The organism is Agrobacterium sp. GD03872, assembly GCF_029840625.1.
GTDB lineage: Bacteria > Pseudomonadota > Alphaproteobacteria > Rhizobiales > Rhizobiaceae > Agrobacterium > Agrobacterium fabrum_A.
Genome location: NZ_JAOCCY010000014.1, coordinates 102,290 through 114,259, shown reverse-complemented (window position 1 = coordinate 114,259; position 11,970 = coordinate 102,290). Strand labels below are relative to the sequence as shown.

Here is an 11,970-nt window from a genome sequence, read left to right as displayed (position 1 = left end):
GCCACCTGGCAGGGTTTCGTCTACGTGGCCTTTGTCATCGACGTCTTCGCTCGTCGCATCGTCGGCTGGCGGGCAAGCCGGACAGCACATGCGAGCTTCGTCCTCGATGCGCTGGAGCAGGCACTTCATGATCGGCGTCCCGCTCATGGCGGCGGCCTCGTGCATCACTCCGATCGCGGCGTTCAATACGTGTCCATTCGGTATTCCGAGCGATTGGCAGAAGCTGGCATCGAGCCGTCTGTCGGAAGTGTCGGCGACAGTTATGACAATGCCCTCGCCGAAACGATCAACGGTCTCTACAAGGCCGAGGTCATTCATCGGCGTGGACCATGGCGCAGCTTCGAGGCGGTGGAATTCGCTACCTTGGGTAAGCATCCGAACAGCCACGCGGTATCTGCGCGCGCGGATGAGAACCAACCGGTTTATGGTGGTGAGGTTCGGTTCGGAGTTGGGGGGCGTGGCGTAGCGGACCGTCAGGTTTTCCGGCGTGATCGACGCGCCCATTTTGCGACCAGGTGTTCAACGGCTCTGTTGAGGTCGGCGAACGCAGCATGGTTCGGGTCGAAGTCTTTGGCGCCCCACCATTCGGCAAGCTCGGCGTGCCGCTCATGAGCGGGATCGGCAAGCGCCTCGCGGAACTCCTGGTATCCCCAAGGGCCGCCGACGTCTTCCGGCGGGCAGCGCCCCGTCGCCTCGATCAGCATGCGGTCTGCCAGCGCAACGATGGGGAACGTGCGCTCGATCTTGATGCTGTGCGTCCAGCCGTCACCGAAGTCGTAGTGGTATTTGAAGGATTTCGCGCCGGTGTCCTGGATTGCCGACAGGAGCGAGACCTTGCGCGCATCGATTGGGCCATCCCCCCATTCCTGGTCGGGCAAACCAAAACCGACATCGCGGATCTGGAACTCGTAGAGGTGGGTATTCGTCCAGCCCATCGCGGCTTGCAAGACCTCATGCAATCGGCTGAGCCGGATGCGCCAGGGCACGACAATGCGCCGCATCACCGTTGGTTCGACATGATCAAGAGTAACCTTCAAACGGACCAGGGAAGCTGCCATCGTCAGGCCGCCAGCATGAGGGCTGGACTTTCACCCTGGCGTAGCCGCTTCCACTCCCACGGAAGCAATTCCGGCAGAGATCGGCAGGTCAGCGATACGAGCAAGGATATCGGCGAGCCAAGCCTTGGGATCCACGTCATTCAGCCGTGCGGTCATGATGAGCGTGAGCATGATGGCCGCGCGATCGGCGCCACGGTCGGAACCGGCGAAGAGCCAGGCCTTTCTTCCGCAAGCCACACCGCGCAACGCTCTTTCCGCGCAATTGTTGGTCATGCAGATCCTGCCGTCGTCGGCATAGCAGGCAAAGTCGGCCCAGCGCGACAGCATGTAGTCGATCGGCCCAGCCACCGGCGATGAACGCGAGAGGCCGCCCCGCTCGGCGCGCAACCATTCCTCCATATCGTTCAGCAAGGGCTTGCTCTTCTCCTGCCGGACGGCAAGCCGCTCTGCCGCGCTCTGGCCGTTGATATCGCGCTCGATGGCGAACAGGGCATCGATGCGCTTGACGGCTTCGAGGGCCGCCGGCGAGATCGGCTTGGCCCCTTTGCCGCGCCGGGCGTTTCGCGCGACATCGGCCAGTTCGAAGAACTTCCGGCGCGCATGGGCGAAGCAGAAGGCGGGCGTTGCCGGCATTTGCTTTCTCGTCCGGTCGAACAACGGATTGAAGCCGTTGTAGCAATCAGCCTGAAGGATGCCGCTGAAGTCGGCCAGATGCCGTTGCGGGTGCTCGCCGCGCCGATCGCTGGAAGCATAGAAGACCGCAGCCGGTGGTGCAGGCCCGGCGAATGGCTGATCGTCACGCACGTAAACCCATATTCGCCCGGTCGTGCTCGCCTTATGAGGATAGTCGCTGCTAGCCGAATCGCTCAGCCAAATAATGTCGGCCAGACCTACGAGCTGCTGAACCGCTGGCGGTACTCGCTGGGTGACACGTCCGCAATTCGGTAAAACGCTCGCCGCAGCGTTTGCTCATCTTGAAAGCCGCAGACAGTGGCTACTCGCTTCAGGGGTAGATCGCCCTCGGACAGGAGTTGTTTGGCCCGCTCGAAGCGCATCTTCTCGATTGCGGCAGCCGGGGTTAACCCGACGGCCACACGGAACTTGCGGGTAAAGGAACGCACACTCATGCCAGAGCGGCTCGCCAGTACCTCAACGGAGAGATTCTCCTTTAGATGGCCCGCGGCCCAGGTGAGGAGATCGGAGAAATCGGTGTCCGTCGAAGCCTGAAGCGACAGGCTGGTGCTGAATTGATGCTGATTTCCCGGGCGGCGAAAGTATACCACCAACATCTTCGCGACATCCATTGCAAGCTTCCGGCCGTGGTCATCTTCGACAAGATGCAGCGCAAGATCGATGCCTGCGCTCACACCGGCCGAACTCCAGATGTTGCCGTCGTGTACGAAGATTGGGCCATCAAGAATGGTCGCGCCGTCACACTTGCGCTTTAGTGTTTCTATGAAACCCCAGTGCGTCGTGGCAGAGCGACCAGCAAGCAAGCCCGCTTCTGCAAGGAGGAACGCCCCGACGCACACGGAGCATACGCGGCGGGAGCGTGGACCATTCTCAGCCAGCCATGCGACTAGCCTAGGGTCAGGACCCATTGATTTGAATTGACGGCTATGATTCAGACGGGCGGATAGGAGCCCGACTGATGAGTAATTTGTTTTGGCTGACGGACGAGCAAATGGCCCGTCTTCAGCCCTATTTCCCCAAGAGCCATGGCCGCCAGCGTGTCGATGATCGGCGTGTCCTGAGCGGCATCATTTTCGTCAATCGCAACGGCCTCCGGTGGTGTGATGCGCCGAGGGAATATGGTCCGGCGAAGACCTTGTATAACCGCTGGAAACGCTGGAGCGACAAGGGCATCTTTATCCAGATGATGGAGGGCCTGGCTGTGCCTGAAGCTGCAGAGCACAAGACCATCATGATCGATGCGACCTATCTCAAGGCCCACCGCACAGCTTCCAGCCTGCGGGTAAAAAAGGGGGTGCGGGCCGCCTGATTGGACGCACGAAAGGCGGCATGAACACCAAGCTTCATGCCGTCACGGATGCGAATGGTCGCCCGGTCAGCTTCTTCATTACGGCCGGTCAGATCAGCGATTACACCGGTGCTGCCGCCTTGCTTGATGAACTTCCCAAGGCCAAATGGCTACTGGCCGACCGTGGCTATGATGCCGACTGGTATCGTGACGCTTTACAGGCGAAGGGGATCACCCCCTGCATTCCGGGGCGGAAGTCCCGCAACAAAACCATCAAATACGACAAACGCCGCTACAAACGGCGCAACCGGATCGAGATCATGTTCGGGCGTCTCAAAGACTGGCGGCGTGTCGCTACGCGCTACGACAGATGCCCAATGGTCTTCCTCTCCGCCATCGCTCTCGCTGCGACCGTTATCTTCTGGCTATGAGCAATGAGTCATCGGGTAATTTGTGGCTGCCTCCCTCGGACCTGAAAGATGGGTCACACTTCTGGCTATCCAAAGCTGAAGGAAGGAAGCAGCCATGACGTATTATGCCGGACTGGACCTGTCGATGGAAACCACGCAGATCTGCATTGTTGACGAGACTGGTAAGAAGGTCGCCTCGATGAAGGTCGAGAGCCGTCCTGATATGATCGCATATGCATTGCGCGAAGTCGGCGACGTCGAACGAGCTGTAATAGAAACCGGACGTATGTCGCCGGCGATCTGCCATGGCTTGCGTGCTCTGGATATTCCCATTGTCTGCATCGATGCCCGGCAGGCACATCAAAGCCTAAAGGCATTGAAGGCCAATAAAACCGATCCGCATGACGCAGCCGGCCTGGCCCAACTGGCCAGAACCGGGTTCTACAAGGAAGTGCACGTCAAATCTCCTGCGGCGCACGGCGTGCGAAGCATCATTACGACACGCAACCACCTGGTCGAATCTCGAGTTCGCCTCGACAACATGATCCGCGGTCTTTGTGCGACCTTCGGCTTCAAGCCCGGGCCTGGCCAAGGCAAGGCGTTTATTGATCGGGTGATGGAGGCAGCTAAAACACCCGGTTTGGGCCAAAGCATCACCGCACTGCTTGCAGTGAGAACAGGCCTGACGGCGCAGATCAAGGAGATGGATCGGGTTTTACGTGAGCTCGCTCATGGATCGCAATCCTGCCGGCAACTCATGAGCATCCCCGGTGTCGGTGTGCAAACGTCTGCTGCTTTTGTCGCTGCCGTTGATGAAGTCCGCCGCTTCCGACAATCACGCACTGCCGGTGCCTACTTTGGCCTCGTCCCCAAACGTCATCAATCAGGAGAAATCGATTTGACGGGGCGGATCACCAAACAAGGTGACAGCACGGTGCGGAAACTCCTCTACGAAGCGGCCAACTCGATCCTCACACGCAGTCGTGGGAGCTTCCCGCTCAAGGGCTGGGCAATGAAGATCGCCAAGCGGCGTGGACTGCGGAAGGCACGGGTGGCGCTGGCGCGTCGTCTTGCCGTCATCATGCATGCCATGCTGCGCGATGGCACTTTGTTCGAAGCATGAGGTGAGATAAGATTATTTGCCAGCGGTGAAGCCGGATAGCTGATCCGAGGGCGGTGTCCCGAGAGGGAACGCAGGGACGAACGATCTGCGAAGGTTACCGGATGGGCCAGAAGCCCGCATCGAGTCAATGCAACGTTCGACCTTGTGAAACCCGATAAAGCACGATCGCTGCCTGCAGCCATCAGTGCGGACAGATCCTTGAAACCCTCAAGGGACAACACCGCCAAGCTCTGCAAATTACAGATCCTAACCCTAGCGATCGAACCAAAGACGGCTAACTAGGGTCAGCGTCAGCTTCATCGTTCTCGTCACCTGGATCGTTGATGAAAGCTTCTGATCCGATTCTACTGCTAAGAAGGCCCGCATCTTCCAGTGCCTCGATATTCGGCATGTCGCGCAGCGTATCCATGCCGAACGCCGAAAGAAAGTGTGGCGTCGTCACATAGGTATATGGCGCGCCTGGCGTCGGGCTCCGTGGCCCGGAGCCGACGTAACCGCCACTCCGCAAATTACCGATGACGTCGCGGCTGACCTCCTTGCCAAAAATCTTCGACAGTTCGCCGCGGGTCACCGGCTGGAAATATCCCACCGCCATCAGCACCATCGCCTCGAACTCGGAGAGGGCTGCTGCCCCTCCCCGGGTTGGCGCCGAAGAAGACCGGATCGTCTCGGCGAAACGGGGCCGGGTCCGGTGCTGCCAGCCGCCGGCAACCGACACCAGTTCATAGGGCCGGTCTCGCAGTTCCTCGATGAGATCGTCTATCAGCAGATCGATGCTGCAGTTTTTTCCCACCACCCGCGCCAGCGTCTCACGGTTGACCGGCTCGGCTGAGGCAAAGATCACCGCCTCGACCCGCATCATCCATTCCCGCCAGCGCAGCTCCGGCGGCAGCTCTTCGAGCTCCCGATCGTACAGGACCTCTTGCTGTCGATCCTTCGCTTGACGCCGGTTGGCTTTGGCTGTGCTCGCTCCCGCCATCGTCACAACCCGAAAATCCGGAAGGAGGAGCGGCCGGAGAGCTCGCGCACCGCCTCGAAACTTTCGAGCCGGTCGAACAGACGGTTGGCCGCCCATCGCGAAAGACTGCTGCCGGGAGCCGAAGCGGCGATCGCATCCTCGTTCAGCAACTTGCGGATCACCGCTTCGGCGCCCTTGGTTCGCACTTTCGGCGCCACGGCCAGCAACCGAGCGGCGCGGCGATCAATCTCGACGGCGGAGCGTAGTGCGGTCTCGACGCCGCTAACCAATGCCAGACAGACGGCCTTCGAATAGGCCGGTTCGCCGGGCCGGACGCGACCACGACCACCGATGGTGCGGAACGCCGGGCCAAAACGCTCGGGCAGCAGCAGCGGCACGGGTTTCGGCCAGTTCAGCTTTTGCGCCAGCACGAGCTCGGCGAGGCCAAAGGCCAGCGCCTCGGCGTCCGGGCGAACGGCAGAGATCGCCGTTATAAGGTCCGCCACCGCGAAGGGTGTTGCTCGCCCGGACTGATTTGCAGAATCGACGATGTCCGGGATCGAGGCAAGGTTGTTGTCCCACGTCATCCCTAGCAGCGCGACAAGCTCCTTAACAAACGGTGTGGCGAGCGTCCCAGTCCGGCGCGCCAGGATTCGTGTGGCCAAAAACAGCTTTCCAGCCGGGCCGGGATCATCGCCAGAAGACGTCAGCAACACCGCGTCGCGGATTGCAGTTTCTTCCTCGCTGCGACCAAGCATTCGGGCGGCAATGGCGGCGGATTTCAGGGCAAGGCGATCGCGCCAGCAGCCGAGCCATGGCGGTTCGGCGCGGATCAGATCATCGAGTGATTTCAGGGCGATACCGGCGACAAAGGCGGCGTCGATATCGCTCGGGTCGCGGCCGCGTGACAGCGCCCAGCCCGGCAGGCGGGATGACCAGGTCGGTGAGGGTGAGTGCGGGGTCGCGATCGAATCCATGCCCGGAAGCATAGTTCATGTGCGCAGTTTACGCCAGTTATATCCGACTAAACCGCACGGCTTGTATGTTATTTAAAACGTCCGATAATCTTGCATTATCGGACATTGTTGACGCGCGTCTTAAGTTTTGGTAGATAATGACGAAAAGGTAGATTTTTGGAGGTTGTGGTGTCGCTGAACATCAAAAATCCAGCCACTGTAGCGCTCGTCGACGAGCTCGCTCGGCGCCAGGGTATCAGCAAAACGGCGGCAATCCACCAGGCCCTGACCGAGCGCCTTCACCGACTCGGGCATGCCGACGTCCCGAAGGACCGCATGCTTGATGAACTTCGCGCTATCAGAAAGAGGAGCACAGCTTCCAGAGTTGGAAAAGCGCAGCGACGAGGACATCGTCGGGTTCGATGAGCACGGAATCCCGAACTGATGGTCATCGATACATCGGCGATCGTCACGATCCTGCGCAACGAGCCACAGGCGGAACGACTTGAGAGAGCCATCGTCGCCGACCCGATCCGATTGGTACCGGCGACATGCGTGTTCGAAGCTCGCATGGTGATGGTCAGCCGTCGTGGCGAGCATGCATTGGCCGAAATCGACTTGTGGCTTTCCAAGATCGCGGCGGAAATCATTCCGGTCGATGCCGAGTTGGTCGATCTCGCCACCCAAGCGTGGCTCACCTATGGCATGGGCAGACATCGCGCCGGACTGAATTTTGCGGACTGCTTTTCCTACGCGCTGGCAAAGCGGGCCGACGACGCCCTTCTCTTCATCGGGGAAGATTTTAAGCAGACGGATATCGAAGCGGCATGAATAGTGAGGGAAAGATCATTGCTGATGAGGATCTGGCGGAGGTAGCCCCGTCCCCTGCCCCGCAGCCGGGGTTCGGCTTGCCGGGCCACCTTCAGGATCTCACCGATCGGGCGCGCGGCTACGTCGAGGCGGCCAGTTCCGTCAACACCCGCAAAGCTTACGCATCAGACTGGAAACATTTCTCTGCCTGGTGCCGACGCTCCAATCTTTCCCCCCTCCCCCCGCATCCTCAAACCGTTGGTCTCTACATCACCGCCTGCGCCTCGGGATCCGTGGAGCGTGGAGCCAAGCCAAATTCCGTTTCTACGATTGAACGACGCCTCTCATCGATATCCTGGAATTACGCGCAACGCGGCCTGAGCCTCGATCGTAAGGACCGGCATATTGCAACTGTCATGGCCGGCATTCGCAACAGCCATGCCCGCCCGCCGGTCCAGAAGGAAGCGGTCATGGCAACCGACATCATCGCCATGCTGGAAACGATCGATCGCGGCACGTTGCGTGGCATGCGCGACCGGGCGATGCTGCTGATCGGCTATGCCGGCGGACTTCGACGGTCCGAGATCGTTTGCCTCGATCTCAAGGCAGATCAGACCGAAGACGGTCGCGGTTGGATCGAGATCCTCGACAAAGGCATGCTGGTGACGCTTCGGGGCAAGACGGGTTGGCGTGAAGTGGAGATCGGTAGAGGCTCGTCCGACAACACCTGCCCCGTCCTCGCGCTCCAAACTTGGATCAAATACGCCAAGCTCGCCCATGGCCCCCTCTTCCGGCGGGTTACCGGACAAGGAAAGGCCGTTGGATCGGATCGCTTGAACGACAAAGAAATCGCCCGCCTAGTCAAGCGCACAGCGATGGCCGCGGGTATTCGAGGCGACCTGGCCGAGATCGAGCGTTGGTTGAAGTTCTCAGGGCACTCATTGCGGGCCGGCCTCGCCTCTTCTGCCGAAGTCGATGAGCGTTATGTCCAAAAGCAACTGGGGCACGCCTCGGCCGAGATGACCAGGCGGTATCAGCGACGTCGAGACAGGTTCAGGGTCAATCTAACTAAGGCCGCCGGACTATGACGTACGCAACGCATAGGGTTCGGCCTACCCGACCTTGTGAACACTTCGGATCGTAGGAATGCTGATCAGCCAGGGCGCCGCCCGTAACGAGCGCATCAACCTCAACCTCGCCTGCTCATTGGCGATGATAGCCGGCGCGTTGAATGCCGCAGCCTTCTATGCCGTTGGGTTCTTTTCCGCCAACATGACCGGCAACGTTTCATCTCTGTCCGACCATCTTGCGACCGCGCATTGGGGACAGGCAGTTTTTTTCTTCACCGTGATCATAATCTTCATCCTCGGTGCCGCGATTTCGTCCCTCCTTATCAACTCAGGACGGCGCCGCGGCATCGCGGCCATCTATGCCTATAGCATCCTCTTGGAAGCCATCCTGCTCGCTGTGCTCGGGATAGCGGACATCTGGTTCCTTGCAATGTGGCGCCCTCCCCTTTTAACACTTGGGCTGGCCTTTTTAATGGGATTGCAGAACGCCACCGTCACCCGAATTTCCGATGCTCGCGTGCGGACCACCCATGTCTCCGGGATGGCGACCGACGTAGGCATTGAACTTGGTATTGCGCTGGACATTCTTCGGGGACGAGAGCCAGACACGTACGCTGTTGAAAACCGTACACGGCTCACGTTACACATTTGGACGATAGGAGCTTTCCTTGTTGGAGGCATATTAGGCGTATTCGCTTATCAGCATGTAGGCGGGTACTTGTTGCTGATCTGTGCGGTATCTTTGTTCGTAATTTCACTCAAAGGGATCAGACTGAAGCGCAAGCCGTATGCCACCAGCGGCACAAGGCGAATTCGCTTGCCCCGCCGAAACTCCCGCTGATAGCTGCGTGAGTTGGATAGTGACACCATCAGTATCTTTGTAAGAGACGACTTGCGTCGGACTGCGGAATCTCCGCCTGCTTGCAGTTGAAGAACCGGCACAACAACCGGTATCGGCCGCTATTTGCGCCGACTCACTTCAGCCAAATGGGCAGTGATTCATTAATACGTGCAGCAACTCGGACGAAAATGATGATCGAACCGTGTTTATCGACTCTTTTTTTGGGAACCGTTATTATTGAATGAAAAAGGCCAACATCTGCCGGTTTCTGGGAGTTTGAGGCGAAATTCCGGCTTCATTCGCGACATGAATGGCCCAGCGTTAATATCTCATTAACTATAAAGCGCTTGCGGAAACCGGAAATCGCGTCTTATCTGTTTGCGGAGTTTAGCCGTGCGCTGGCAAAACTCCGTATCTTGGGTAAGAAAGTGCGGCAATGGTGAATTTGGATTTGGCACCTATCGAGGAGTTTTCGGGTTTTCGGGATCTTGTCCGAACCCATTCGGCTGCGCTGTCGGCGCAACTTCAAGCTTACCAAACTAAGATGTTTCCGCCCCACGCACGCAAGACGATTCGAAACTTCTCGCCGGCAGAGGCTGAGAAGCTTTTCGATTGCGCGGAAGGGTATCTTCGCACCATTGTTAGCGAGATGGAGAAAGATGATAGCCTGAACTTCAAAGTGGCTTCTGGTCCAGGCAACCGTCGCGTATATTCTGTCGAGGACATTGCGAAAATACGCCAGTACATGGATGCGGGCAGTCGGCCGGCCGGGAGATACTTGCCCCATCGCCGTGAGGGTGAGGAACTTCAGATCATTGCTGTCATGAACTTTAAGGGCGGCTCGGGAAAGACAACGACATCAGCCCATCTTGCCCAATATCTGGCGCTTCGAGGATATCGCGTCCTTGCTGTCGATCTTGATCCTCAAGCGAGCTTATCGGCGTTGTTTGGAAGCCAGCCAGAAACGGATGTCGGTCCGAACGACACGATCTACGGCGCTATCCGATATGATGATGAGCGACGGCCGATCCAGGATATTGTCAGAGCAACCTATATTCCAGACCTTCATTTGATCCCCGGTAATCTTGAACTTATGGAATTCGAACATGCAACCCCTATGGCTCTGGCAAACCGAGTGCCCGGCGACAAGCTTTTCTTTGCCCGCGTGTCGGACGCGCTAGATGAGATCGCCGATGCTTATGACGTCGTAGTCATCGACTGCCCTCCCCAGCTTGGTTATTTGACGCTTTCTGCACTGACCGCAGCGACGTCAGTTCTGATTACAGTCCACCCACAAATGCTAGACGTCATGTCCATGAACCAGTTTTTGGCGATGACCAGTGACTTGATGGACACAATTGGAGAAGCGGGAGCCGACGATAAACAAAACTGGATGCGTTATCTCGTCACGCGTTTTGAACCCACCGACGGGCCTCAGCACCAGATGGTGGCGTTCCTGCGATCCTTGTTCGGAGCAAACGTAATGGTTAATTCCATGGTGAAGAGTACCGCGGTCTCAGACGCGGGCCTGACCAACCAGACCCTTTTTGAGGTCGACAGAAGTCAGTTTAACCGCGTCACCTATGATCGCGCGCTCGAAGCGATGAACAGTGTCAATCATGAGATTGAAGGACTCATCAAAAAGACGTGGGGTAGAACATGAGCCGAAAGAATCTGTTCTCCGACCTGCCAACACCTGTCGTAACGCCGGCACCGCCTCCACATGCCAGGCCTCTTCAGGGGTCTACGAAACCGATGTCAGCTATCAAGCGGTCGGTCGGAGATCTGAACGACCGCAGCCGCCGAGCCGATGAGATAGAAAAGAGCCTGATGGAAGGCCAGGCGGTAATCGAGATTGACGCCGGCATTGTAGAACCGTCGTTTGTTCAGGACCGCATGGACGGCGACATAGAAGGTTTGAAGGCATCGATCGCTGAACAAGGACAGCAGGTCCCTATTCTCGTTCGTCTGCATCCCGAATTTCCAGACAAGTATCAAGTTGCGTTCGGACATCGACGCCTCCGTGCGCTCAAAGAGCTTGGGATCAAGGCGAAAGCCATTGTCCGTGAACTGACCGACGAACAACTGGTGATCGCGCAGGGTCAAGAAAACAATGAGCGTGCGGATCTCACCTATATTGAGAAAGCGCGGTTCGCGGCCAATCTAAAGGACCGATTCACACGGGAGATTATCGTCGCGTCGATGTCAATCGATAGAGCAGACATCTCCCGTATGATGGCCCTTGTGGATGCTCTCCCGCCCGAACTGGTCGACGCAATTGGCCCGGCGCCCGGAATCGGACGGGGCAATTGGCAGCAATTGGCGGAGCTTCTTGAAAAGTTTCCCGAACCTGCAAAAGTTCACGATCTGGCTCGATCACTGAACACTCTCCCATCGGAGGAGCGGTTTAAAAAGATTATCGCTTATCTCAAACCCGCCCGACTTGAGCGGGGAGTTCCGGTAGTGCTGTCGACATCAACTGGGGGGCGCTTGGCCCAACTCAAGAACGGCAGGACCAAACTTGAAATAACTATCGACAAGAAGGCCACGCCAGACTTCGCGACCTTCGTACTCGAACGACTGGCCGCGCTCTATGAGGAGCATCAGGCCAGCAAGGACAAAGAGAAGGAAGCTTAACCCGCAAAAGAAAAGAGCCCCCAAAACGTCGCCGTCTCGGAAGCCCTATTCTGTTCGTTAGCAAGTTCAGATTCGCATTTTCGAGAATCATCGTCAAGAGTTTTCGGCGCCATTTTGGCGAACAAA

The 11,970-nt window shown here is 58.1% G+C and carries 12 protein-coding genes and 2 pseudogenes; 9 read left to right on the top strand and 5 right to left on the bottom strand.

The window, feature by feature from the left end; genetic code table 11:
• Positions 1-366, top strand: a pseudogene (locus N5D22_RS22250) (DDE-type integrase/transposase/recombinase); the annotation flags it as partial.
• 107 nt (positions 367-473) lie between these two features.
• Here N5D22_RS22250 and N5D22_RS22245 read toward each other — a convergent pair.
• The 3 genes and pseudogenes from N5D22_RS22245 to N5D22_RS22235 form a co-directional block, all read right to left on the bottom strand.
• On the bottom strand, positions 474-1,058 hold the full coding sequence (locus N5D22_RS22245) for a plasmid pRiA4b ORF-3 family protein (protein WP_052821250.1): 585 nt from the start codon (positions 1,056-1,058) through the stop codon (positions 474-476).
• Between the two features lie 2 nt (positions 1,059-1,060).
• A pseudogene (locus N5D22_RS22240) lies at positions 1,061-1,886 on the bottom strand (IS66 family transposase); the annotation flags it as partial.
• Between the two features lie 62 nt (positions 1,887-1,948).
• Positions 1,949-2,659 carry a helix-turn-helix domain-containing protein gene (locus N5D22_RS22235; RefSeq protein ID WP_072492865.1) on the bottom strand — a complete coding sequence of 237 codons (711 nt, stop codon included), beginning with the start codon at positions 2,657-2,659 and terminating at the stop codon, positions 1,949-1,951.
• A 50-nt stretch (positions 2,660-2,709) separates the two neighbouring features.
• On the opposite strand from N5D22_RS22235, the gene N5D22_RS22230 reads away from it, so the two are divergent.
• Both N5D22_RS22230 and N5D22_RS22225 read left to right on the top strand, forming a co-directional pair.
• A protein-coding gene (locus tag N5D22_RS22230) for an IS5 family transposase (protein ID WP_172873216.1) occupies positions 2,710-3,470 on the top strand; the annotation gives its coding sequence in 2 pieces (ribosomal slippage) (positions 2,710-3,034 and positions 3,034-3,470; 762 coding nt in all).
• Positions 3,471-3,564: 94 nt separating this feature from the next.
• Positions 3,565-4,572 carry an IS110 family transposase gene (locus tag N5D22_RS22225; protein ID WP_052821096.1) on the top strand — a complete coding sequence of 336 codons (1,008 nt, stop codon included), beginning with the start codon at positions 3,565-3,567 and terminating at the stop codon, positions 4,570-4,572.
• A gap of 274 nt (positions 4,573-4,846) precedes the next feature.
• Here the strand turns inward: N5D22_RS22225 and N5D22_RS22220 are convergent, their stop codons facing one another.
• Positions 4,847-5,551, bottom strand: coding sequence for an SMC-Scp complex subunit ScpB (locus N5D22_RS22220; RefSeq protein WP_052821095.1), 705 nt, complete (start codon positions 5,549-5,551; stop codon positions 4,847-4,849).
• 2 nt (positions 5,552-5,553) lie between these two features.
• Positions 5,554-6,507: a DUF1403 family protein gene (locus N5D22_RS22215; protein ID WP_234797303.1), complete on the bottom strand. Its 954-nt coding sequence runs from the start codon at positions 6,505-6,507 to the stop codon at positions 5,554-5,556.
• A 165-nt stretch (positions 6,508-6,672) separates the two neighbouring features.
• Here N5D22_RS22215 and N5D22_RS22210 point away from each other — a divergent pair, with 165 nt between their 5' ends.
• The 6 genes from N5D22_RS22210 to repB all read left to right on the top strand — a co-directional run bounded on the left by N5D22_RS22210 (position 6,673) and on the right by repB (position 11,844).
• Complete coding sequence (locus N5D22_RS22210; protein ID WP_308400497.1) at positions 6,673-6,912, top strand: type II toxin-antitoxin system VapB family antitoxin; 240 nt, start codon at positions 6,673-6,675, stop codon at positions 6,910-6,912.
• An 18-nt stretch (positions 6,913-6,930) separates the two neighbouring features.
• Positions 6,931-7,317, top strand: coding sequence for a type II toxin-antitoxin system VapC family toxin (locus N5D22_RS22205; protein ID WP_011983020.1), 387 nt, complete (start codon positions 6,931-6,933; stop codon positions 7,315-7,317).
• Positions 7,314-8,384 carry a site-specific integrase gene (locus N5D22_RS22200; protein ID WP_011983021.1) on the top strand — a complete coding sequence of 357 codons (1,071 nt, stop codon included), beginning with the start codon at positions 7,314-7,316 and terminating at the stop codon, positions 8,382-8,384. Before N5D22_RS22205 ends, N5D22_RS22200 begins: the two co-directional genes overlap by 4 nt.
• A gap of 58 nt (positions 8,385-8,442) precedes the next feature.
• On the top strand, positions 8,443-9,207 hold the full coding sequence (locus N5D22_RS22195; RefSeq protein ID WP_011983022.1) for a YoaK family protein: 765 nt from the start codon (positions 8,443-8,445) through the stop codon (positions 9,205-9,207).
• Positions 9,208-9,643: 436 nt separating this feature from the next.
• Positions 9,644-10,870: a plasmid partitioning protein RepA gene (gene repA / locus N5D22_RS22190; protein WP_036589493.1), complete on the top strand. Its 1,227-nt coding sequence runs from the start codon at positions 9,644-9,646 to the stop codon at positions 10,868-10,870.
• Positions 10,867-11,844, top strand: coding sequence for a plasmid partitioning protein RepB (gene repB / locus N5D22_RS22185; protein ID WP_011983024.1), 978 nt, complete (start codon positions 10,867-10,869; stop codon positions 11,842-11,844). The genes repA and repB overlap by 4 nt, the downstream gene beginning before the upstream one ends.
• The last annotated feature ends 126 nt before the right edge of the window (positions 11,845-11,970 follow it).